Annotated in this window: 26 protein-coding genes; 19 read left to right on the forward strand and 7 right to left on the reverse strand. The window is 58.7% G+C overall.

The genetic code is table 11. The features are described 5' to 3' along the window. Nucleotides 1–501: 501 nt before the first annotated feature. The 6 genes from CCC_RS00735 to CCC_RS00760 are packed head-to-tail and all read left to right on the forward strand — an operon-like array spanning nt 502 to nt 6,343. Complete coding sequence (locus CCC_RS00735; protein ID WP_160295488.1) at nt 502–987, forward strand: TnsA endonuclease N-terminal domain-containing protein; 486 nt, start codon at nt 502–504, stop codon at nt 985–987. Further along, the gene (locus tag CCC_RS21490) at nt 984–2,957 is read left to right on the forward strand and encodes a DDE-type integrase/transposase/recombinase (RefSeq protein ID WP_082036443.1); all 1,974 of its coding nucleotides are present in this window, start codon (nt 984–986) and stop codon (nt 2,955–2,957) included. Before CCC_RS00735 ends, CCC_RS21490 begins: the two co-directional genes overlap by 4 nt. Beyond that, nucleotides 2,954–3,964, forward strand: a complete 1,011-nt coding sequence (locus CCC_RS20945) for a TniB family NTP-binding protein (protein WP_052472844.1) — start codon at nt 2,954–2,956, stop codon at nt 3,962–3,964. Before CCC_RS21490 ends, CCC_RS20945 begins: the two co-directional genes overlap by 4 nt. Before the next feature lie 13 nt (nt 3,965–3,977). Next, nucleotides 3,978–5,882 carry a TniQ family protein gene (locus CCC_RS00750; protein WP_082036444.1) on the forward strand — a complete coding sequence of 635 codons (1,905 nt, stop codon included), beginning with the start codon at nt 3,978–3,980 and terminating at the stop codon, nt 5,880–5,882. A 13-nt stretch (nt 5,883–5,895) separates the two neighbouring features. Beyond that, complete coding sequence (locus CCC_RS00755) at nt 5,896–6,117, forward strand: hypothetical protein (protein ID WP_009869641.1); 222 nt, start codon at nt 5,896–5,898, stop codon at nt 6,115–6,117. Next, nucleotides 6,110–6,343 (forward strand): hypothetical protein, encoded by a 234-nt coding sequence (locus CCC_RS00760; protein ID WP_009869640.1) that lies wholly within the window; start codon nt 6,110–6,112, stop codon nt 6,341–6,343. Before CCC_RS00755 ends, CCC_RS00760 begins: the two co-directional genes overlap by 8 nt. A gap of 199 nt (nt 6,344–6,542) precedes the next feature. Here the strand turns inward: CCC_RS00760 and CCC_RS21975 are convergent, their stop codons facing one another. Together CCC_RS21975 and CCC_RS00765 are read right to left on the reverse strand one after the other, a co-directional pair. Continuing rightward, nucleotides 6,543–6,929: a hypothetical protein gene (locus tag CCC_RS21975; protein ID WP_152619660.1), complete on the reverse strand. Its 387-nt coding sequence runs from the start codon at nt 6,927–6,929 to the stop codon at nt 6,543–6,545. Nucleotides 6,930–7,118: 189 nt separating this feature from the next. Next, nucleotides 7,119–7,505, reverse strand: coding sequence for a hypothetical protein (locus CCC_RS00765; protein WP_041039218.1), 387 nt, complete (start codon nt 7,503–7,505; stop codon nt 7,119–7,121). 79 nt (nt 7,506–7,584) lie between these two features. Between CCC_RS00765 and CCC_RS00770 the strand changes: the two genes are divergently transcribed. From CCC_RS00770 to CCC_RS00780, 3 genes are read left to right on the forward strand one after another with little or no spacing between them, the layout of a single operon-like run. After that, complete coding sequence (locus CCC_RS00770) at nt 7,585–9,168, forward strand: recombinase family protein (protein WP_082036445.1); 1,584 nt, start codon at nt 7,585–7,587, stop codon at nt 9,166–9,168. Next, nucleotides 9,165–10,043 carry a plasmid partitioning protein RepB C-terminal domain-containing protein gene (locus tag CCC_RS00775; RefSeq protein WP_041039362.1) on the forward strand — a complete coding sequence of 293 codons (879 nt, stop codon included), beginning with the start codon at nt 9,165–9,167 and terminating at the stop codon, nt 10,041–10,043. Before CCC_RS00770 ends, CCC_RS00775 begins: the two co-directional genes overlap by 4 nt. Nucleotides 10,044–10,045: 2 nt before the next feature. Then, the gene (locus tag CCC_RS00780) at nt 10,046–10,936 is read left to right on the forward strand and encodes a plasmid partitioning protein RepB C-terminal domain-containing protein (RefSeq protein WP_009869637.1); all 891 of its coding nucleotides are present in this window, start codon (nt 10,046–10,048) and stop codon (nt 10,934–10,936) included. 335 nt (nt 10,937–11,271) lie between these two features. Here the strand turns inward: CCC_RS00780 and CCC_RS00785 are convergent, their stop codons facing one another. Continuing rightward, complete coding sequence (locus CCC_RS00785; RefSeq protein WP_160295489.1) at nt 11,272–11,844, reverse strand: biliverdin-producing heme oxygenase; 573 nt, start codon at nt 11,842–11,844, stop codon at nt 11,272–11,274. A 323-nt stretch (nt 11,845–12,167) separates the two neighbouring features. On the opposite strand from CCC_RS00785, the gene CCC_RS22340 reads away from it, so the two are divergent. Continuing rightward, complete coding sequence (locus tag CCC_RS22340) at nt 12,168–12,311, forward strand: hypothetical protein (protein WP_160295490.1); 144 nt, start codon at nt 12,168–12,170, stop codon at nt 12,309–12,311. Nucleotides 12,312–12,538: 227 nt separating this feature from the next. After that, complete coding sequence (locus tag CCC_RS00790; RefSeq protein ID WP_009869635.1) at nt 12,539–13,471, forward strand: MerR family transcriptional regulator; 933 nt, start codon at nt 12,539–12,541, stop codon at nt 13,469–13,471. A gap of 63 nt (nt 13,472–13,534) precedes the next feature. Here CCC_RS00790 and CCC_RS00795 read toward each other — a convergent pair whose 3' ends face one another. Further along, a complete protein-coding gene (locus CCC_RS00795) occupies nt 13,535–13,969 on the reverse strand; it encodes a bacteriohemerythrin (protein ID WP_041039221.1) in 435 nt (144 codons plus the stop codon). A gap of 226 nt (nt 13,970–14,195) precedes the next feature. On the opposite strand from CCC_RS00795, the gene CCC_RS22345 reads away from it, so the two are divergent. Further along, nucleotides 14,196–14,396 carry a hypothetical protein gene (locus tag CCC_RS22345; protein ID WP_009869633.1) on the forward strand — a complete coding sequence of 67 codons (201 nt, stop codon included), beginning with the start codon at nt 14,196–14,198 and terminating at the stop codon, nt 14,394–14,396. Continuing rightward, on the forward strand, nt 14,389–15,774 hold the full coding sequence (locus tag CCC_RS00805; protein WP_041039223.1) for a response regulator: 1,386 nt from the start codon (nt 14,389–14,391) through the stop codon (nt 15,772–15,774). The genes CCC_RS22345 and CCC_RS00805 overlap by 8 nt, the downstream gene beginning before the upstream one ends. Here CCC_RS00805 and CCC_RS00810 read toward each other — a convergent pair. After that, nucleotides 15,764–16,450 carry a response regulator transcription factor gene (locus tag CCC_RS00810; protein WP_041039225.1) on the reverse strand — a complete coding sequence of 229 codons (687 nt, stop codon included), beginning with the start codon at nt 16,448–16,450 and terminating at the stop codon, nt 15,764–15,766. The genes CCC_RS00805 and CCC_RS00810 overlap by 11 nt on opposite strands. Nucleotides 16,451–16,643: 193 nt before the next feature. Here CCC_RS00810 and CCC_RS00815 point away from each other — a divergent pair, with 193 nt between their 5' ends. The 3 genes from CCC_RS00815 to CCC_RS00825 all read left to right on the forward strand — a co-directional run bounded on the left by CCC_RS00815 (nt 16,644) and on the right by CCC_RS00825 (nt 20,745). Next, entirely contained in the window at nt 16,644–18,356 is a 1,713-nt protein-coding gene (locus CCC_RS00815; RefSeq protein ID WP_160295492.1) for a putative bifunctional diguanylate cyclase/phosphodiesterase, read from the forward strand. Between the two features lie 134 nt (nt 18,357–18,490). After that, the gene (locus CCC_RS20950; RefSeq protein WP_009869629.1) at nt 18,491–19,555 is read left to right on the forward strand and encodes a cobalamin B12-binding domain-containing protein; all 1,065 of its coding nucleotides are present in this window, start codon (nt 18,491–18,493) and stop codon (nt 19,553–19,555) included. After that, on the forward strand, nt 19,552–20,745 hold the full coding sequence (locus tag CCC_RS00825) for a sensor histidine kinase (RefSeq protein WP_082036449.1): 1,194 nt from the start codon (nt 19,552–19,554) through the stop codon (nt 20,743–20,745). The genes CCC_RS20950 and CCC_RS00825 overlap by 4 nt, the downstream gene beginning before the upstream one ends. 70 nt (nt 20,746–20,815) lie before the next feature. On the opposite strand, the gene CCC_RS22350 is transcribed toward CCC_RS00825, so the two are convergent. Together CCC_RS22350 and CCC_RS00830 are read right to left on the reverse strand one after the other, a co-directional pair. After that, nucleotides 20,816–20,953 carry a hypothetical protein gene (locus tag CCC_RS22350; RefSeq protein ID WP_160295493.1) on the reverse strand — a complete coding sequence of 46 codons (138 nt, stop codon included), beginning with the start codon at nt 20,951–20,953 and terminating at the stop codon, nt 20,816–20,818. A gap of 11 nt (nt 20,954–20,964) precedes the next feature. Beyond that, nucleotides 20,965–21,249, reverse strand: a complete 285-nt coding sequence (locus tag CCC_RS00830; protein WP_009869626.1) for a hypothetical protein — start codon at nt 21,247–21,249, stop codon at nt 20,965–20,967. Nucleotides 21,250–21,587: 338 nt separating this feature from the next. Here CCC_RS00830 and CCC_RS22530 point away from each other — a divergent pair, with 338 nt between their 5' ends. From CCC_RS22530 to CCC_RS00840, 3 genes are all read left to right on the forward strand, one after another. Beyond that, a complete protein-coding gene (locus CCC_RS22530; protein WP_009869625.1) occupies nt 21,588–21,761 on the forward strand; it encodes a hypothetical protein in 174 nt (57 codons plus the stop codon). 5 nt (nt 21,762–21,766) lie between these two features. Next, nucleotides 21,767–22,438 carry a Crp/Fnr family transcriptional regulator gene (locus tag CCC_RS00835; protein ID WP_009869624.1) on the forward strand — a complete coding sequence of 224 codons (672 nt, stop codon included), beginning with the start codon at nt 21,767–21,769 and terminating at the stop codon, nt 22,436–22,438. 80 nt (nt 22,439–22,518) lie between these two features. Next, nucleotides 22,519–22,707, forward strand: a complete 189-nt coding sequence (locus CCC_RS00840) for a YgaP family membrane protein (RefSeq protein WP_041039227.1) — start codon at nt 22,519–22,521, stop codon at nt 22,705–22,707. Nucleotides 22,708–22,910 lie beyond the last annotated feature (203 nt).

Raw genomic sequence — 22,910 nt, forward strand, 5'->3', positions numbered from 1 at the left:
TCAGATTCTTTTTCAAACTTATCTCTTTGTCAAAACAGGATGGCTTTCTAAGAAATTTTCGCCCATCAAATTTATATGATTTAAAAATTTCGGACATCTCATTGAGAAAAATTTTCCGAACCGGCAATAGCAATCTTACTAAGAATCATACAACACATCCCACGAATCTAGATGTAACACTTTAATGCGAATTAAAAATTTATCATAATTTTTATCTCATAAATATCTGTAGCAACACGCCGTCAGAAACCTAGCAAAATACGCTTGACTCTGGCCGCAAAGACTCTGAATACTGTCACACGCACCGAATCAAAGGGCTCTACGCAAGTTGAGCCTTAGTGTATAGCGACTGTTTACTTGTAGGCGGCATGCAACACAATGAAACCAGTTCGGAACCCGCTCAATGGAAATAAGACTGCTATACGGTCAAAATTCCAAAGCAAAAAAAATGGCAGAACAATATATTGCGAATCGACTCTTGAGCGTGATTACGCCTACATTATGGAGTTCGATTACGGAATAGGCTCATTTAACGAACAGCCAATGCGATTTACATTCTTCCATGACGGAAGAATGCGGACCTACACTCCGGATTTTCAGGTTACGTTTTGCGATCCGCTACGTATAGAAATCCATGAGGTCAAGAAGCTCGAATACTTGAAGGGGCCTGATGTGGCCGCCAGGCTGGCCGCTGCAAAGCTTTGTATCGAAAGCCAGGGCTATATCTTCAAGACCGTCACTGAAGTGGAAATTCGCAGGCAGCCCAGGCTCCGCAACATTGGCCTGGCCCTGCGCTATCGAGACTGGGATGAAGCAGAACGCCCCGACTTGGACCAGCGCCTGCCCGTAGTAGATACGGCCATCACCCTTCAGGCCCTCACCACCCCTCACCGGTGGCAGAGTGCCCTGCCGTATCTTATTGACGGCCGCCTCCTGGCCGATCTCGACCACCCGCTCTCTGCTGAAACAAAGGTTTGGCGGCCATGACTTCCCCCAAGATGAAACTCGGCAAGCGGCTAAAGTACAGAGGGGTTTTGTATACCGTTGAGCGCAGGCTTGATGTGGAGATCGAACTCCGCAATCCGACGGGGCGCATCGAATATGTGTCCGACGAAAGCCTGCTTAAAGCCCTGTACGAAGAGCAATTGGACCTCAATCCTTCGGATGAGCATGCCGGAGGCCAGGCCACCTCCCCGCTTCGCTTTGAACATCTGTCCGAAAACGACAAGCATAAAATGTTTAGAAATTGGAAAATCGGGCAGGCAATTCTGGCAGCTGAAGAGTTAGGCAAACTTAATCCACAAACAATGAAACAGTTGGCCGCCGCAGTTATAAGCCAAAATGGCTGGCATGATCCCGTCCCGAGCCAATCCTCTCTTTATCGCCTCGCCAGTCAGGCACGGAAGTCTGACGGAGCATCTCTTGCCCTCGCCCCAAATACTCATCGAAAGGGAAACAGAATTCCAAAACTCTCTCCAGAGGTAAAAAAGATCATAGATGACGCTATTAAAGAGAAGTACAAAACAATGAATCGCCTGACCATCCAGGATGTTCACCGAGAAGTACTATACCTTATTAGCAAATACAATGAAGACCCATTACACGAAACGAAACAGCCCCTACCTTCATATTCATCCGTAAAAACGGCAATAAACAATATGAACCAATACGACCTACAAAAATCTCGTTTTGGCAGAGCAAAGGCACGACAACATCACGGCATTTTTGGCCCCGGAATAACGGCGACTAGAACAAATGAAATATGGCAAATTGACCATACGCCAATAAACATACTACTTGTTAATGAGAAATGTCAGTTTATTGGCCAGCCAACCATTACAGTATCTGTCGATGTATATTCAAAAGCTATTACTGGATTCTACATTGGCTTTGAACCGCCAAGCTATCATTCTGTTGCGAGATGTCTGGAGCATGCGATAAGGCCAAAAGATTACATTGAAAATAAATACATTGACGTTAAGTGCAAATGGCCTGTTTTCGGAATTCCAGAGCGCATAATGTGCGACAATGGCCGCGAATTTCATAGCATCGCCTTCGAACAATCCTGCTCAGCACTCGGCATCCATATTGATTATGCGGGGGTACGATCGCCATGGACGAAGGGAATTATTGAAAATGTAATGAAACTTGTTAATCACAGCTTTTCTCACAAGCTATACGGCACAACGTTTAGCAACTACATTGATCGGGGCGACTACAATGCCGCCGATGCGGCGGTCATTGGCTACGATGAGTTCGTCAGCGTTTTCCATAAGTTCGTCGTTGATATAGAGCTTAACGAGCCACACAGAACAACGATGGAAACACCCTTAAGTCGATGGCTGAATGGCACAGAAACTCATCCAATCAGGCCCGCAACAAAAATCGACTCATTGAGGTTTCACCTAAACAAACCAGCAGGAACAAGGAAAGTTCATCATTATGGGATTAGTTTTAAGGGCCTTACTTACTCCTGTAATGGTCTTGAGGCTATCAGGTCGCTGCACCATAAAAAGCACGTCGTCAGTGTAACATATGATCCATCAGCTCTTCGCTCTATATTCGTAACACACCGACAGTTGGCAGAGCCCTTGGAAGTGCCTTGCACCGATCAAGAATATACAAATAACTTATCGGAGTACGCACACAGGATATGCCTAAATTATGTTAGAAAGAATTTTAAGAATGAAATGAATAATTCAAACTTACTAGCAGCAAGACACGACATATCAAGGATTATTGACAGAGATACAAATAAGAAGAGCATCCGCTCCCGCAAGAAGATAGTTCGTTTCGGCAATCATGATGCGGCATCGCACCACGGGCTCAGCCCCACACCGTCCCAGGTGGCCGAGTTGCCCAAGAGTAGAAACGCCCCCACCAATGGTCTGGATGACGATCTCGACATCCCAGACTTAACCACCAGCACTATGCCGACCGGACCTCGCCAAAAATGATGTCCAAAGGCCTCACCTCCCGCCAAATCGCTCGCCTCAGCGTGTTGCACAGTATCCTCGTGGAAACACCCCAGTTTCGCTCTGTCTATGACGCGGCCGAGCGGGCGATGCAGATGAGCGGTATTGCGGCGGAACCGTCCTGCCTGTTGGCTACTGGATTATCCGGCAGCGGCAAGTCGACCATCGCCAAAGCCTTGGTGCATGGCCACCCCGCCATCGAGACCGAGTTCCGCCGGACCATGCCGGTGCTGATGATCGACGTTCCAGCGGCGGCGACGGCCAAGGGCTTGGCCACCAGTCTGCTCGCCGCCATGAAGGACAACAATTACGCAAGGGGCTCGGTCGCGTCTCAGACGGAGCGGATCTACCGGCTTATCCGAGAATGCGAAGTCCGTCTTTTGATCCTCGACGAGTTCCAGCATCTGATCGATGAGGATAAGCGGAAGATAATCCAAACATCTGCCGACTGGCTGAAGTCACTGATTAATATGACGAAGGTTCCGGTTCTATTGCTTGGAATCCACAAGTCCCAGCGGATCTTGGACTACAATGAGCAGTTGCGGCGGCGCTTCTCCCGCATCATCGAATTACACCCCTATGACTGGGGCATTGAGGCGCATCGCAAGGATTTTCGCGGGGTGATCAAGGCCATCGCCTCCCGGCTTCCCTTTGATCAAGCCCCGGATCTGTGGAACCACAGTGCGGCCTTCGCCCTCTACCAGGCGAGTTCCGGCCTGATCGGTCATGCCATCCACGTCATTCGCAAGGCTTCCGAGGCGGCCATTCTGGCGGATGAAACAGTGCTGTCTCCAACTCGCCTGGCCGAGGCCTATGACCAGGTCATCGTCAATCTCCTCCCTCGGGGCTATGCGGCACCTAGGAACAACCCCTTCCTGGACGAGAAGGTGTTGGAGCGCACACCGCTGCAGCCCGGTGCGCTGTCACTGATTAACGATAGCGTGGACACCAAACACCTCCGTCCCCACGACGTTCTGACCACCCGATAGGAGATTGGCAGCGATGGCAGCCCCCTATCCATTGGCGCTACGAAGCGCCCCAAGGCCGGGAGAGAGTCTTCCGGGCCTGCTGATGCGGCTAGCGATGATGAACCATTATGACAGCCCTAATTGGATCACCGAGCATGTCGGGGCCACCTGCCCCACCGTCGCTCTGGCCGAGCGTAACTATGCCAGCCTAGCGGTTCTGGTCGGGCTTCCGGTGGCAACCCTGCGCAATCTGGCCTACCTCCCTGCAGACGGTGACCACGGTGAGGGATTGCACTCATTTCGCGGACATCCGCTTAAGCGCCGCTTTCTTCGCCTCGCCAAGCGGCGGCACTGCCCGTTATGTCTGAAGAAAAGTCAGTATCATCGCGGCATCTGGGATGTGGTGGCGGTGACCGTCTGCCCCCAACATGAACTGGTGCTGCGCGAAGAATGTCCCCATTGCCAGGAATCAACCACCTTTAGCTCCGGTCCGGTCGAACGCTGCCGTAAATGCCAAGAAAGCCTGTGCGACATGAAGCGCCCGGCGCGCGCCACACCCCATGCAATTGCCACCGCGCGTCACATTCATCAGCTGGTCGGAGAAACCACGGATCCGGGGCCAAGCCCGTTTACCGGTCCCCTGGCGACGCTGACCCTCAACGACTTCGTCCAGGTGGTCATGCTGATGGCGGCACGCTTTTCCAACCGCCCGTATTCCACCGGCGATACCGTGGCGGACGACATCGCCATCGACGCATTACACGACGCCGTCGCTAAGGGAGCCACCCTGCTGGAGGATTGGCCGACCAACTTCCGGCGCTACCTGGAATCCGTCCATAAGCTGGAGTCCCGCCCCACCAACGTCATCTCGCAGTTTGGTCCGTTCTACGAAGTGGTGCTGAAGCAGATTCCCGAGGGGCCACTGAGTTTCGTGCGCGAGGCGTTCAAGAGCTATCTCGGCCAAACCTGGAGCGGCTTCGTCGATGGCCGCAATCGCTATGTCCTCCAGGCCGAGCAAAGCTTTCTCACCTTGAAGGAGGCGTCATCGCGCAGTGGCATCGGCGAAAGCCGCCTGCGCCAGTTGATCGAGAGCGGAGACTTAATGGCCGATGAGGTGGTGAGTGGCAGTCGCGCCTTCACCCGCATCAATCCAGCCAGCCTGGACCGGCTGATGGCGGCGAGGGCCGATCTGATCGGCCTGACCGATGCCGCCACCCTGCTGGGGATCAAACGCGCCACCGTGCACGAATTGGTCGAGGCGAAGATCATCAATGCCCCACACCGCCCTTCTGCCGAGGGCAAAGGCTATTGGATGCTCCGGTTCGGGGCGATCGAACACCTGCTCGAAACGATTCAAAACAGACGGCAACCTGCTCCGCCCGGAACCAGACAGATCAGCTTCCACGGGATATGCGCCCTGGCCGGGCGGCACAACATTGCCCTGGCGGATCTGGTGCGAGCCATGGCCGAAGGCGCGCTGACGCCCATCGATGAGACCTCGGACAAGGGCCTCAAAGCCTTTGTCTTCGACCATTCTCAGGTGTTGGCCTGGTGCGATCGCACCCGCAAAACCCACTCTGCGGCGATCACCATCTTGGAAGCGGCGGCCATGCTCGGACTCAAGAAAGGCGTCGTCAGCCACCTGCTGGATTTGGGGCGGATCAAACGGGTACCCAAGGAGCTGCAACGGGGCTTCTATGTGATCGATCCGGCCAGCGTGTCGGCCTTTCACCACGATCACCTGGTGGCGTCACGAATCGCCAAAAGCCTCGGCACCTCGGCAAGCAGCCTGATCACTCTGCTGGGGAAGCATGGGATCGTGCCGATCTGCGGCCCGGAGATGGATGGCAGCCGCCAGTATATCTTCGCCAAATCCGATTTGGAGGGAATCGACCTGGTGGGATTGGTGGCGGATCGGCTCAAACGGGGTCGGACCTGATGGGGCGGGCGCGATGGCCGGGTTGATCGGCAAGGAGGAGGGCAAGATGGCGAAAGCGAAACGGCCCCGGCGGCGCTCTGGGGCGGCGGTGGATGCCATGGTGCAGGCTCAGCTCGAAACCATCTCACCGGAGACCACTGCTGCCTTCTCGGCGGCCATCGCTACCGGGAACACCGCGCCGGACGATGCGGTCTATTCAATCTCGCCGAACCGCAAGACCTCCGGCGATGAGTGAGAACGATCCGGTGGAATGCGTCGGCCCGTTCCTGGTGGTCCGGGATGTGGATGGGGTGCGCCATGCCATTCGCGACACCTGTATCGCTGGACTGCGCGAGGCTGGTGCGGGCGAGGATGGCACCTTGATCGTCACCCGCCAGGGGACGGTATCGGTCCCCTCGGGTTTTGGAGAGGTTCTGCAGCAGCTGGGGCGGATGGGCCGCCACCCGTTCCGGCGGGGATAGGGCGTGGGCGGCGTCAAAGTCTTCGCCGTCCTCCCTGGCGGGCTGACACCCCTGTTTCACGGCGGTTTGATTGGGCCTGGATTACGGGACCAGAGTCAGGACTATGCGAGTTCCGTGAAACGCCTCGAACTCTGTCGCATAACGGGCCTTATGAACGCCACCACCGCCCCATCCGGCTGAATGTCTTCCCGGATATGCCCTACTCTCGTAATGTCACAATGTCGGACTCGGCAAGTGTCCCTTTGGCGGCTTTCTCCAAAAGTTCGTATAAACTACATGCGGCTCCAGACTTTGTTAGATAGTCATCGGCACGCACAAGATCACGATGAACCAATCCATCATCTCGATCGCACATAAAATAATTTACATACCATTCTCCATTTCTCAATTCAGCATCAACAACAGCCACCTCCCTATGTGACGCAATTTCAAATATCTTAACGCTATGTATAGTGGCCAGCACCTCATCCATATACGCAGGCAGTCTTGGCCGCATATAGACTTCTTCTGGAGCAACCGGATTTTCCGAATGGCCGCCATCAGGCTCAATTGGCGCATTCAGCTTCTTATTGTCACGACCACTCATGCCCGCCCAACTCCTTCTCGATGCAATTGGGCAATTCTGATCGACCAGGAATAAGTCGACAACCCCAAATTCCGAGCAAGAACACCCGAATATTTCTGCTGACCACCCCCAGCACCACCCTTCAACCTTCGCCGCTCCAACTCCTGCTTCTGTCCGGCACGCCGGGGCAGCCAGCGTGCCGGACGACTTTCACCGAGCCTCGATTTCGTCAATGAGCGCAAGCATCTGCTGGAGCTGCTTCCTGGCATCTCCCAACTTCTTGACCTTGGCCAAGTCAACACGCCCCGCCATCACCAGTACCGCTTCAAGCACTTCGTCTGAATGGCGCATCAGGTCGATGAGGTTCTCTCCGCTGGGACCATTCTTCGCTGCAAACCAGTTCCTGACGGCACGCGCATTGGCACCCGTCAACGCCACAACCATCTTTACGGCGGCCGTTGTCCCGCCGAATTGACGCCGCAATGCATCTCCAATGGTCAAAGCGAATCCACCGGCTCCCGGCAACGGCTCATCATTTTCAGGAAAAGCTTTTCCCAAATGGGGCCGAATCTTTCGGTGATTCTTGGAAAGCGACATTCACAGATCCTTTCTCGTAACTTCATGTTCTGGAGGACTCGCCGAAGCAAAGTCTGGCCAGTTGTGGTCACGAGAACGGATGGATGACTTGGGCGAATTCCGTGACAGGGAGAAGCGCGAAGGCGGCATCGACGCATCCACAGGCGTTCGCGCCGCCCAGTACGTCCGGATGTCGACCGAGCACCAGCGCTACTCCACCGAAAATCAGGCTGACATCATCGCCCAGTATGCGGCCCGACGAGGCATTGCCATCGTTCGGACCTACGCTGATGAGGGAAAGAGCGGCCTGAGCATCGATGGCCGCGATGCCCTCAAACTTCTGATCCATGATGTCGAGGCGGGAAATACCGACTTTACCACCATCCTGGTTTACGACATCAGCCGCTGGGGCCGCTTCCAGGACGCCGACGAAAGCGCCTACTACGAACATGTCTGCAAACGAGCGGGAATCACCGTCCAGTTCTGTGCTGAGCAATTTGAAAACGACGGCAGCCTGAGCGCCACCATCATCAAAGGGATGAAGCGTGCGATGGCGGGCGAATACAGCCGCGAGCTTTCGGTCAAGGTCTTCACTGGCCAGTGCCGCCTGATCGAACTGGGCTACCGGCAAGGAGGTGCCGCCGGATTCGGATTGCGGCGCATGCTGCTGGACGAACGCGGCTCACCAAAAGGCATTCTAACCCGAGGCGAACACAAGAGCCTGCAGACCGATCGCGTGGTTCTGGTTCCTGGACCGCCCGACGAGGTCGAGATTGTCCAACGGATCTACAGCATGTTCGTTGATGGGAAGAAAACTGAGGGTGAAATCGCCGCAATCTTAAACGCCGAAGGCCTATCGACAGACTACGGACGTCCGTGGACGCGAGGCACCATCCACCAGGTACTGTCCAACGAGAAATACGTCGGCAACAACGTCTTCAACCGCATGTCGTTCAAACTCAAGAAGAAGCGCGTCCACAACGGAGCCGACATATGGATCCGCCGAGATGGAGCCTTCCCCGCCATCGTGCCGATTGAGATGTTCCGAACAGCCGGAGACATCATCGTCGCACGCAGCGTTCGCTATTCCGATGGAGAAATGCTTGACCGCCTGGCAGGCCTCTTGGCGGATCGCGGGGAATTATCCGGGCTTATCATTGACGAGATGGATGGTATGCCTTCCAGCTCTGCCTACCGGAGCCGTTTCGGCAGCCTGTTACGGGCCTACCAGCTTGTCGGCTATGCGCCAGGCAGGGATTACCGCTATGTCGAGATCAACCGCTTTCTGCGGCGGATGCATCCTGACATCGTCGAGCGCGCGATCACCGCCATCGAAGATCTTGGCGGGACTGTTCGACGCGATCTCGAAACAGATCTCCTTGCCATCAATGGAGAGTTTACAGCCTCCATCGTGATCGTCCGCTGCCAAGAGACCCAGGCCGGTGCGCTGCGGTGGAAGATTCGCTTCGATGCAGGGCTTCGACCCGACATCACCGTGGCGATCCGCATGGCTGCTGGTAACCAGGAGATTCTCGATTACTACCTCTTGCCCCGCACGGAAATGATGGGGGCCGATCTTCGACTGAAAGAGGATAACGGCATCTTCTTGGACGCCTTCCGCTTCGACACGCTGGATCGGTTCTTCAAGTTGACTGCCCGATGCAGCATCTGGAGGGCAGCATGACCGAACCTTCCCCGCAAATTCACATGGTGCCGATCGACTCCATCACTGTGCTGAATCCACGGGCTCGCAACAAGCGCGTCTTCAACGAGTTGGTAACCAGTATCGCGCATCTCGGTTTGAAGAAACCGATCACTGTCAGCCTACGAGGGGATGGATCCGGTTATGACCTTGTCTGCGGCCAGGGACGGTTGGAGGCCTTCGTCGCGCTCGGCCAAACCAAGATACCGGCAGTGGTCATCCAAGCGGCAGAGGACGATTGCTTTGTCATGAGCCTGGTCGAAAATCTGGCCCGACGGCAGCATACCCCCCTGGAGCTGATCCGAGAAATCGGCGCACTCAAAGACCGGGGCTACTCGACGACCGAGATCGCGGTGAAGACCGACTTCAGCGCCGAATACATTTACGCCATCTGCTATCTGCTGGAACATGCCGAGAAGCGGCTTCTGGCCGCCGTCGAACGCGGCATCATGCCACACACCATCGCCATGGAAATCGCTCGATCTCAGGACGCCGAGGTCCAGGAAGCTCTGGCTGATGCCTATGAGAACAAGACCCTGCCTGGCAATCAGGTGCTTGCCATACGGAGAATCATCGAAGAGCGTAGACGGAATGGAAAAAACATACAAAGTGTTGGCAGCATCCGATCCAGGAAGCCGGTCACGGCCGATGCACTTGTGCGTGCCTACCGCATCGAAACCGAGCGTCAAAAACTACTGGTCAAGAAGGCAACGCTCGCCCAAAGCCGCCTCCTTTTCGTGGTCAACGCGCTACGGCGTCTGCTCGACGACGAACACTTCGTGACATTGCTGCGGGCGGAGGCGATGCACACCATGCCAAAGCCCCTGGTTGAGCGTCTCGGCGGAGCACGGACCTGAAGATGACGGATCCGGTCAAGACCGCCTTTGAGCAGGCCCTGATCATGCTTCCGATCGAGGGCATTCTGCTGCTTCGGCAGGTGAGCGTCGTGCAGCGAAATTCCACAAAGTACCGCCGGATCGCAAGCTCAATCGCGGAGTGCGGTATCATCGAACCGCCGGTAGTGGCGCGACCAAAGGAACCCGCTGGGCACTACCTGCTCCTCGATGGGCATCTTCGCCTCGCCGCACTGGTTGATAGGGGCGAAACGATGGTCCGCTGCCTCGTCTCCGACGACGATGAAGCATTTACCTACAACAAACGGGTCGCCCGTCTTGCCACCATTCAGGAACACTACATGATCGTGCGCGCCCTGGAACGCGGCGTACCCGAGGAGAAGCTCGCCAAAGCACTCAACGTCGATGTCTCACTGATCTGGCGCAGACGCGCCTTGCTTGACGGAATCTGTCCTGAGGTCGTAGATCTACTAAAGGACAAGTCAGTCAATCCCACCTCCTTCGAGGTGTTGAGAAAGATGAAGCCTCCGCGTCAGATTGAGGCTGCCGAGTTGATGACGGCGGCGGGGAATTTTTCCTCAGCCTATGCAAAGGCGCTGCTCGCCGCGACACGCCAGCACGACCTCGTCCACCCCGACCGCCCCAAGAAGATCGGTGGTATCACCGCCGAACAAATGGCTCGTATGGAACGTGAAATGGAAACGTTGCAACGTGACTTCAAAGCGGTGGAGGCGTCATACGGCGACGATGTCCTTAATCTCGTTATCGCCACCGGATACCTTTCAAAACTGGTGGCCAATCCGGAAATTGCACGTTTTCTAGAAAGCCGCCATCCAGATTTCCTGGACAAGTTCCGGGTCATCATCAATGCCGCATCGCTCGACGACTCGAATTAAGCGCATTTCAGATCAATGAAGGAGCCCCATCCCATCTTTGGAGCGTAGAGCGAGTGGTTCAGGCCCGCCGGCCCGAGGACCGCATCAGAAATCCCAAAAAACCCAAAAATGCCCCCCGTAAAAAACACACTATGCGGCACGACAGCAGCAACATAGGCACCATATATTGCGTGTCGTAGGTTTTTCTCAGCTTATACCCTAATTTTGTAGGCTTTTCCCAGCTTATGGGTAAATTTTCTCGGCTTATGCTGGAATCAGAAAATGCTAAGCCATTGGAATCACGACTTGGCGATTCTCAGCTTATGGGCAAACCTATACCGTTTTGTCGGCAGGCGTCATCGTTGGCGGAAGGCGGCCCATAGATCCTCGATCTCGGTAAAGAGCCCGACCGCCGCATCGCAGGCCTGGTGGACGTCGATGGGCCCCAGACCATCGACCAGCCTCCAGAATCGGGGCCATTGCTGCCCCTCCATCTGGAAGGTGAAAAAACGGCAGGCGTCGAGGGCTTCCGGTGGCAGGCGCCGGATCAGCTGAGGCGCAATCATGGCCCCGCCAAGCGCCGACCCCTCGATGACGTAACGCATGCCCACATAGGCCGCCAGCCCATCGGGACGGCGGCCATTCCAGACCGGGGCCACTTTGGCGGCATCATGGCCCAGCACTTCCAGGTCATGGGCAAGGTCCAGGCTGCGTCTGGCGGGGACGAAATCGTCACCGCCCAGATGGGCGGAAAACACATCCTCCAGTGGGGCATGCAGTGCATAGAGCGCCGACAATGACCGGGCATAGAGCTCGGCCGTAATGGGGCCGCGCACCAGGCAGGCCATGACCTCATGATGGTCGACACGCCGGTGGGACGCCCGAGTGGCATCCCGCAGTTTCTCACGAAGAATCGGTTTGGTGTCCAAGATCCGACCTCTTCATAGCTTGGCTGTTCACGGGCTGAACTCCGAAATCCCCCCGCGAGAGCCGTCATGGTGAACATGGCCTCACCGCCCCCTCAGCGAGGCGTCAGGATGTGATCTGGAAGGTCCCGGCCGAGCTTTCAATCCTAGTCAGCCGGAAAATCGACATCCATTAGGACGATAATGCAGGAATGGGACGCACAGCCCATCCCCGCTTCATTTCACCTTCCGGCCATCAGACGGCCTGCCGCAGCTTTGAGATGGCCGCCACCGCCACCTTGCCGGTGTTGAAAACGTGATCAATGAGCCAATCGCGCAGAAAGGCCATGACCTCCGCCCAGATGTTCGGGCTTGCGCATGTCCAGGACAATATGCTCGTACACCAGACCCTTGACCTTCAGTTGACTGAAGGCGAGTTGGCTTTCTCCAACGACAGCGAAAAAGCCAAGAATAACAGCCAATTCCAATGAGTTGACAGCCGATAACATCCGAATTCGAGGCATAGCCCGTCTCCCGCGCGTCCGCACTTGCAGCCCTGAATTGGTCGCAATCGAAATCAACTGTGGATTGAAGTGTGCCAATCGGATATGCTTTTGTCCAGGACATATTACGCTGAATCCCCTATGCAAATCCGCATCGGGTCGTGAAAGCGGAAAAAGACGCGCTCCATTGCGTCCAGGAGAATGCGGAGGTTGATGTGGTTCTGACCGCCCTACCGGTTCTAGCGGCCTCGCCCGCGACACCGGTTGACGCCATTGAACGTGAAACTGGTCTCTCCAAGGAGGTCATCCGGAAGTGGGAAACCCGCTACGGCTTCCCGCGTCCGCTTCGCGACGAAAACGGCGACCGCCTGTATCCGAACGATCAGGTGTTCCAGCTTCGCCTCATTCGCAGCCTGATCAGTTCGGGGATGCGCCCCCATCAGGTCGTCGGGCGCCCTCAGGCCGAATTGGCGTCGATGGTTCAGGAGGCGCAACCAGCGGATATCTGCATCGACAGCCCGGACGTCCTGACGGTCTTTGACGCGCTGCAAACCCATGATCAGTACAGGCTTCGACAGATCCTGCGCCGCATGCTCAACCGCCAAGGCCTGGCCGATTTCGTGAACACCACCATGGCCAATCTCAATAAGAGAGTGGGGGACTTATGGCTTCAGGGATCTATCCAGGTTTTTGAAGAGCATCTATACACCGGCGTTGCCACCAGTGTGCTGACCGAGGCCATTATCGATCTGGACACCCAGACCAGCAGCCAGACGGCGCTCCTGACCACCGCGCCGGGTGAAATCCATTCTCTCGGCCTGATGATGGCGAACGCCGTGCTGGCGCTCGAGGGCGTTCATTGCCTGTGGCTCGGTCCGCAAATTCCAGTCGATGAGATCGCCATGGCCGCCACGCGTTGCTCGGCCGATATCGTTGCCTTGTCGTTCAGCGCCGCCTTTCCCGGTCGCGACGCCAACGCCTTTCTGCGTCGACTGGCCGCCGCCATGGATGGTTCTTGCGAAATCTGGGCCGGTGGGACCGGGGTCAGTCGCCTACCCCCCATGGCAGGCGTTCGGCTGTTCGGCGACCTGCGCTCGGTGCCCGCCGCACTCACTGGCCTAAGGTCAGGGCTCGCCGCGGGGCCTTGACCAATCCCATCCTGATCTTGCGGTCAGAGCGATATGCCCCTTTTCGTCCAGCGCGAAAAGCCCCTACGGCATGACCTGATCGCGGATGTAACGGGTGTATTGCAGATCATCGTGCAGGACGTGGCGAACCAGCCATTCGGAGATGAAGTAGCCGATCTCCCGCCGCATGATCTGGCGATCCACCGTCCGCATGCGGGCGAGCAGTTGGTCGACTCCGGCGAAAATCGAGGCATGCGCCTGCTGGTGGACCCGCAAACCGGGATATTGGATGAGCCGCATGAACTCCTCCTCGTCCCGAAAATGGGAATGGGTGTAATCCAGAAGATCGGCCAGCACCGCCTCACCACCGGCTTCGTCCTTGTCGTTGGCCGAAGCATCCAAGGTGAGGCGCCCAGCCAGGGCGAACAGGCGACGATGCTGCTCGTCGATCACGTGACATCCGACCGGGGCTAGCTGTTCCGCCCTCCCCAGGATCATTTCTTCGACGACCCTGATCATGTCACCCCCCCGGTACGTTTCCCCCTGACCCTAACGCCTGGATGTTTCGACAATTTTTCACAGGTATTTCGACGCTGCTTCCATGAAAGCTCAGCAGGAAGACTGGAGCCAGCCCTTCGAAACACCACCGAAACACCAGCGTCGAACGTCTGCAACACATGGGTCCTAACGTGTTGACTGGCGGTGCACACAAGAACGGGCCGCGATCCATTTGGGGAGAACGATCATGACGGCCAAGACGATGGTGCGGGCGGAAAGCAGACAGAGCCGCAATGACTGGGTTATCGGCGAGCCCTCCATTGATGACGTGCTGGCCGATGAGATCGTCCACATGGTCATGCGCAGAGACGGCCTGGACCGCCTGGAGAACGCCACCTTCATCCAGTCCGTGGCCGCGCGGATCAACCGGCGGCCCGCGCGTGAATAGCGATTCCCCCGCCCTAAGCACCAAGACCTGTTCGCCGCTCTGGTCGGACCAGATTCCGCTGCAATCGCGGGATATGGTCGCCAACCTGCTCGACGAACTTCCCCTCCGGACCGCCCTGGTGGACTTGGACGGGCGCATCCTTATGGTCAGCCGCCAGTGGCGGGCCCAGTATCCCGACCGGGTGCTTCTGAGCTGGCGGCATCTTTGCCAGGCCAGCGAAAGTCTCGACGCCGTGACCATCAGCGAGGGACTGCGGCAGGTGCTGGCCGGACAGTCTCCGACGTTCCGGCACCTTTATCGGGACGAATTCGGCGTTTGGAACCACTGGCGCACAGCCCGTCTTGCCGAACATGGCGCCTTGGTCTGGGTGGAGACGGCCGGGTTCGAAACCGTGCAGCAACAGGCTGGCGATGCCGAGATAAAGCTGTTCCATCTGCTTTTCGCGGCGGCCCGTCAGCCGATCAGATCGTTGCAGCGCAGTCTTGGCGATCTCGCTTTACACGATATTTCCGCTGACGGTCTCGTCGCCTTGAAAAGGGCGTCGGACGCCGCTGCGGCCATCCGGCTGCTGATCGACGATGGCGCTCCCTTGGACCCGAATGCGCATGTGGCCCTGCCGCCGTCTCCCCCTCGGACGTCACCCGCCATAGGCACCCTGGACGTGCTGGTCATCGACGACGATGAATCTAATCAATTCCTTGCCGCCTCGCAGATCCAGTGCCTGGGCCATTCGAGCCGATGCGCCCGGGGCGTCGAGGAAGGGCTGGAACTGGCCCTGGCCCGCCAGCCGGACATTGTGCTGATGGACATCAACATGCCAAAGATCGACGGGATCGCTGGCCTGAGGCTGTTTCGCCACATCTGGCCCGATCTTCCCATATTCGCATACACGGCCAATTGCGCTCTCGAAGACAGTTCGGTCTACGCCGGGCACGGCTTCGACGGTGTGATGACCAAACCGGTACTCATGGATCAGATGCGGGCGGTCCTGAACCGGCCGCAGCAGAGCGGCATGAGCAAAGCGGAAGACCGGTTCGACGCCGGTTTGCTGAGCAACATCGTCGGGGACCTGGGCGCGGTTCGCGCCCACAAGTTTCTCGAACACTCCCTGGATGGCCTTCGGCAATGCGCCATCGCTCTGGCCCAGAACGCCAATAGCCCTCGAATGCATGCCCACCGCCTCAAGAGCCTCGCGGCGACCTGCGGACTGACCACGCTGCGCAGGCTCGCCGAGGACATCGAGTCCGGCGCCCGCGACCCCGCCAGCCGAGAGTGCAGCGCCCTCCTGAATCATTTGATCGAGGACGGCATCGACCATCTGGCCAGTTGGGCCAGACAATCCGAGGCGCGGGCCGAGCCGTCGACGTTCAGAGGTTAATCCGGTATCCGACCCCTTGCACCGTCAGGATCAGGGTCGGTGTCTTGCGCGAGCGTTCCAGCTTCCCCCGCAGGCGGCTGATCACGATATCGATGCTGCGGGTGGTTTCTGCCAGGTCAAGGTTGCCGTGGGCATCCATAAGCTGTTCGCGGCTCAGAGTCCGGCCGTTTGCAGCGATCAACGCCCTGAGAACGCTGGATTCCGCCGGTGTCAGCGCGATGCGCTCGCCCTGGCGCCCGACCACGAAATGATCCTCGGTCCGCATGACTAGGCCGTCGATCTCCAGCGCGGGCTTGGCCTCGCCGCCCTGAGAGCGCCTCAGGATATTCTGGACCCGGGCCACCAACTCGCGGCCAACGAACGGCTTGGTGATGAAGTCGTCGGCGCCCATCTCCAACCCGACGATACGGTTTTCGCTGTCGTCACGACCCGAAACGATGGCGATGGGAAGCGAGCCCACCGCGCGAAGCCGCCGCAGAACGACCAGTCCGTCCTCATCGGGCAATGACAGGTCGAGGAGAACCATGGCTGGCATCTGGCGGGCCAGAAAATCGAAGGCTTGGCCAGCCGAGGTGACGTGCGTTACCGCGAAACCACCGAGTTCGAGGTAGTCGCTCATCAACTGTCCCAGGGCGAGGTCATCTTCGATGACCAATAAACGCCTTGGACTTCCCATCGCCCGTCTCCCAGTTACATGGTCGATACATTACCGAAAAGGTCGCGGAACGCAACGGGCATAACCTTACCAAGGTATAGGACCCATCCGAATTCAACGCCTTTGAACGCCAAGCCCGTGGGGATACATGACCGACCAACAGACAGCGGTGACGACACCCGCGACAGACCGGCCCAAGCAGGAAACTTGCGCCATGAAATTTCCTCCTGACGCGAAGGAGCCGATTTCATCGGCCATGGGCCACTGTGCGTGGATGAGCGCCCTGGACGCCCTGGACGCCCATATTTGCGTGATGGAACCCGAAGGGCTGATCGTCTTCGTCAATGCGGCATGGAAGCGGTTTGCCGAGGCCAACGGCTACGCGGCGGACGGCCAGGCCGGTATGGGCCGGAACTACCGGCAAATCTGCGCATCCTCGGGAACCTCGGAATCGATCACCATCGCCCGCATGATCGATCAGGTGGCCTCGGGGCAATCGGCCGAACAGACGATTGTCTATCCGTGCCACTCCTCCCAGGAGCGGCGATGGTTCAAACTGCACCTGAGCCGCATCCCCGGCCACGATCTGGTGGTGGCGGCCCATGCCAATGTCAGCGCCATCAAGATTGAAGCGGATCTGGAGCTTGAGGCGGCGCTGTGCGACGAGGCGACGGGCGTATTGTCGCGCCGCGGCATGACGCGGTTCGCAGCGCAGTTGTCCCGCTTCGACACAGCCCCGCCTCTGCTGGCGGTGGTGTCGCTGGAGGACCTGCCAAGGCTCGCCACCCAGTGCGGCCGGCGTCTGGCCAACGAATTTCTCCATCACCTCGCCGCCCGCCTGAAGTCACTCTCCCCGGCGGAGGGGGCCATCAGCCATATCGGCGGTCGGGACCTCGCCATTTTGTTGCCCGTCTCCTCGCTGTCAGGCCAGCCCCTCCCCTGGGCCCGGACATTGACCGAAGAATTGAGCAAGCCGGCCATGCTTCACTCCCGACTGCTGCGCACCAAGGTAAGCTGCGGAATGGCCATCGGCAGTGAAACCGCCTGGGACTTCGATGACTTGCTCGACCGGGCCGATCTTGCCCTTGGCGAGGCCCGGGTGGGGCAAAGTCCAATCGCACTCTACGACAGCGACATGGCCCGCCGGGCACAGCGCAGAAACAAGGTGGAAGCGGAACTTCATCACACCATTGCCAGGAAGCAGCTTAGCCTGGCCTACCAGCCCCAGGTGGATGGCAAGAGCGGGCGCCTGACAGGGGTCGAAGCGCTGTTACGGTGGCATCACCCGGAACTGGGTTTGGTCCCTCCCTCGGAATTCATCCCGATCGCCGAAGCGAGCGGATTGGTGAGTGACCTGGGGCAGTGGGTGCTTGAGACGGCCTGCCGCCAGATCGTTCACTGGCAAGATATTGGCATGAAGACCGTTCCCGTCGCCGTCAACATATCCGGCTGCGATCTGCATGTTTCCGACTTCGGCGCCAACGTCGCCCGCACCGTCGCCGGTTTCGGCCTGAATCCGGCTTCCATCGAACTGGAACTGACCGAGTCAGTGCTGATCTCGGATATCGGCTCGGAGGCCGGGCGCAGCATCGACCGACTGGTCGCCGCCGGATTTCGCTTCGCCATCGACGATTTCGGCACCGGCTACTCGAACATGGCCTATCTGCGGTACCTTCCGCTGCGCAAACTCAAGATCGACCGCAGCTTCATCCAGGATATCGGCGTTGTCCACGAAGCCGACGCCATCACATCCGCCATCGTCCGGGTGGCCGAAGCCCTGTCCATCAAGACGCTTGCCGAGGGGGTGGAATCCATGGAGCAACATCGGGCCCTGATGAGCCTCGGCTGCAGAGAAATGCAGGGTTTCCTGTTCGGAAAGCCCTGCCCACCCGGCTCCATCGCCCATCGCCTGGCCGCCGCGGCATGATGGCCCCGCTCTGCCTGCGAAAGCATGTGCGCCGGAATTGACGATTGCATATTCACCAGCATTGGCGGAGAATCCCACCCCCAGGCAGGTTCGGCGCAGCGTCGCGCTGAATCCAAGACGAGGGAGGGTATCTCATGGGACTGCTGTTCCATGACGGTTTCGGGGTAGCTGATCATCAGACTGCCGAGGAAGTCACCGCCCTTTTGTATTCCAGGCATCCTGAATGGGACGTCAAGTTCGGCCCCAAGGGGCGGAAGGCCTGTGCGGACGACGTCTACAACACGCTGCTCTATCTTGCGACCGCCACCGCGACCGAACGATACGACCTGTTCCGGGAGTATCTGTCCTGGCTGAGAAGACTGCTGGCCCAGATTAACATCGCCCCCCGACATCTGGCCGACATGCTGGTCGCCATGCGCGACGCCCTGGCTGGGCGCGGGATGAACCCGGATTCGCCGGAACTGACTTTCCTTGATGACGGCATATCGGATCTGGCCTCGCTGGGGGCCGAGACGGGAAGCCTGCCTTTTGCCGAAACCCACAGGGCCGATCTGGCCAGCGAGCTGTTCTCTCTCCTCCATCGGGGCGATCGCGGCACCGCCACCACCTCGGTGCTGAACTGGGCCGAGACATTGGGCGTCGAGGGGGTCTACCTCGACGTGATCGAGCCCTGCCTGCAGGAAATCGGCCGCCGCTGGCATGACAACCAGCTGAATGTCGCGGAAGAGCATTTCATGACGGCCTCCATCCAGGTGGTCATGGCGCGCCTCTACCCTCTGGTCTTCCAGGCCTCGCGCATCGGCCGCCGCCTGGTCGCGGTCTGTGCTGAAGGCGAGTTGCACGAGATCGGTATGCGAATGGTCGCCGACCTGTTCGACATCGGCGGATGGGACACGACCTTCCTGGGGGCTGGTGTCCCCGACACGGCGGTGATCCGGACGATTCGAGACAGGGGATGCGATCTGCTGGCCATCTCCGCCAGCCTAGCCATCAACGTGCCCGCCGTAACCCGGCTGGTGAGCGCCCTACGCCTGGACCCGCAATGCAGCCACGTCAAAGTGATGGTTGGCGGCCGCGCCTTCAACCAGTCGCCAGACCTGTGGCGGCGGACGGGAGCGGACGGCTGGGCGGGCGGCGGCCGCGAGGCCCTTCGGACCGGAAACAGGCTCTTCGAAGCGACCGCTGAGCCGGTTTCATGAGCCCACCGGCGACGGGCTTTCTCCTCCGCTGCGCCGATAACGGCAGGGTTCACTCCATCCTCCACGACGGGATGGGTCTCGATGCCGCCATCGTCGGCTTGCCTTTCACGGCGGTCGTGCACTCGGCTGGCGTCCCCAAGGCCCTGGACTTCTTCTCGGGCGTCATGCGCGATGGCGCGCAGTATCTGTGGGAGATCCCCGTCACTCCGGCCGCCGCCACCATGGTGTTCTTGGGCGCCCGCACCGAAGAAGGCGTGCTGATCGCCGCCTGCGCGACCCAGGATGACGTGGGCCGCTTCGTCTCCGACCTGGAACGCATCAATGCCGAGCAGGCATCCATCATCCGCGACCTGTACGCCACCCGCAAGACAGCCGCAACACCCACGGCGGTCGGCCTGGATGACTTCATTCGCCTGAACAATGACCTCACCAACGCCCAGCGGGATCTCGCCAGCAAGAATGCCGAATTGGCCCGTTCCGTCGAATGGCGAAACCTGATCCTCGGCATGGCGGCGCATGATCTGCGCAATCCTTTGAACACCATCGGGGGGTTCGCCGAGCTTCTGCAAGAGCGGATTGGCGAGACCCTTCCCGTCATGGAAGCCCGCGCCCTCGACCATATCCGCCAGGCAAGCGGCTACATGCTGCGCATCATCGAGGACTTTTTGGATTTCTCGCGCATTGAAACCGGCCACTTCACCTTGGAATCCGAGCCCGTGGACATTTTGTCCTTGGCGATCGAGGTGGCGGAACGGATCACCTCTTTCGCGGATGAACATGCCGTTTCCGTCCAGGTCAAAGCTCCCGCGCCCATCCCCATTGTTCCGGCGGATAGAAACCGGCTGGCCCAGGTACTCTCCAATCTGATCGGCAATGCCGTCAAATTCGCACCCAATGGCAGCATTGTAACGGTGAGCATCGTCTTCCATGAGCCCAGCGATACTGTGTCGGTGCGCGTGCAGGACCAGGGCCCGGGAATTCCGGCCCTTGAGCGGGACAAGCTTTTCAGACCGTTTTCGCGCACATCGGCACAGTCGGTCACCGGCGAACCTGGGACCGGCCTTGGTCTGGCCATATGCAAGTCGGTGATCGACGCTCACGGAGGAAAGATCGGACTGGACGGCACGGTCACCGACGGGGCGGCATTTGTTTTCGAGCTACCGGCCTCGCGCCGTCCGAAATTGGCCTAAGTCCAGGCCTCTACCGCCTATTCCGCCAGCAACGCGACCGAGGAGAGGTTGCGCTCATGGGGATCCGGCATTAAGCCGCCCCAAGAAGTTTTGCCCGCGTCTTGGCGAACATCTTCTCGATGAAATTGGCGATGACGGCGGGCGGGCTGTAGAACTGCCCGGAATTGAGGTTTGATGGCAGCCACCGGCCCAGACCGGCGACTGCCATGCCCCTTGTGATCAGGCCGCGTCCTTGGCGCTGGTCCATTTGACGAAGACCGTGAGCGAAGCCGCATAGACTTCGGCCATGACCACATCTCCGGCCGCCACGGCGGCGGCGCGCAGGGCCTCCACATCGTCTTCCATCTGCTTGACTTCGGCCATCAGACCCGCGGCCTTCAGCTCGTGCTTGTCGAGATCGAAAAAGCCGTTGGTCCGGACCCGGGCCTGGGCCTGACGTTCGGCGCTATTGGCGCCCTTGCCCGCCTTGAGGAGATAGTTGAGAAGGGTTTCGGCTTTGCTCATGTCTGTCTCCTAGGGGGCGTCTCCGTCCAGTTCAGACGGCACCCGCATACGGCACAACGTGATTGTGATACCGCCAGGAATCAAACTACACCGCAATATACTCAGCGCGCCAAACAATAATAAAAAATCGCGCCGATTGATGCGTTTCATTCATTTTGTCATTTACTCTACAATATTTTTATTCATTCACAATTAATGTTGGTTTCCTGACAATTCAAATATTATTGATGGCGCGCATTGGCGGGCCGTATGGCGGATCCGGTTCCCCGGGGCTCGACTCCGACAGCGATTTTCCGCATCATCGGTCCGCCGCAACCATCCCTTGGGGGGAAGAGATCATGGCCGATGAAAATTTGAGTCCCGGCAACATCGCCAAGGCCCTGGGCGTATCTGACGGCAAGGTGAAAAAGGCCATCAAGGATCTGGGCCTGGAACCCGCCGCCAAGCGCGGCGTTTGTAGCTTCTACGCCCCCGATCAGGTGGCCAAGATCAAGGCGGCCGTGGGGGCTTGAGCCCCGTGACGCCTTCCGCCGCCGACTGGACCCGCTCGGTCCCGGATCTGGCTGGCCTGGACCAGGCGGCCCGCGACCGGCTGCGCGCGCTGTGCCGTACCGCCAGCCTCCCCGCCGGGACCAGGGTGTTCGGCGAGGGCAGCCCCTGCCAGGCCTATCTGATCTTGCTGTCGGGCGAGGTCCGCGTGCAGAAGGTGGCGGAATCAGGGCGCGAGATCGTGCTGTACCGGGTGGCGGCGGGGGAAACCTGCATCGTCACCACCGCCTGCCTGATGAGCGGCGTGGATTACGATGCCGAGGGCATCGCCGACAGCGACATCACGGCCCAGATCCTTCCGGCCTCGGGCTTTCGGGAATTGCTGGGCCGGTCCGAGCCCTTCCGCGATTTCGTGTTCCGCGCTTATGGCTCGCGCATTTCCGGCCTGTTGATGCTGATCGACGAGGTGGCGTTCGGACGCATGGACCGCCGCCTCGCCGCCTGCCTGCTGGCGCGGGCCAAGGGCAGCGGTCAGGTCGCCGCCACCCATCAGGATCTGGCCCTGGAACTGGGCAGCGCCCGCGAAGTGGTCAGCCGCCTGCTCAAGGATTTCGAGCGCCGGGGCTGGGTCGTCCTGTCGCGGGGCAGCGTGGCGCTCACCGATTGCGCCGCCTTGGCCGAAATCCAGCAAACTGTGTGACTAGGTCACCGACAGACCGCCCCCTCCACGCCTATGTTCGGCCCATCTTCGGATCACCGAACCAGCACGGAGTGGAAATCATGAACAAGAATGTCGGCGGTATCGACCGCATCCTGCGCATCGTTGTCGGTCTGGCCCTGATCGGCCTCACCCTGACCGGCATCATCGGCCTGTGGGGCTGGATCGGCGTCGTGCCGTTGGCCACCGCCGCCATCGGCTGGTGCCCGGCCTATCTGCCGTTCGGCATCAAGACCTGCAAGATGGGCTGAAGCGCTTCTTGAATCGACTCGGTCTGTCACCCCGCGCGGAGAGAAGGAACTGCGCCAGCACATTTGGCGCAGGTTCTGAAAGGCCGTGCCGGGATGACGGACCGGAAGGACATATGCAACTTCCGCCCTTCGGCTCCCGTCGGCGGCATTGTCGGCTTTTCATAAATATTCCAGACCGCGTCTGAGAATTGTCAATGCGGGCA

The sequence above is a fragment of the Paramagnetospirillum magnetotacticum MS-1 genome, from assembly GCF_000829825.1.
Taxonomy (GTDB): Bacteria; Pseudomonadota; Alphaproteobacteria; order Rhodospirillales; family Magnetospirillaceae; genus Phaeospirillum; species Phaeospirillum magnetotacticum.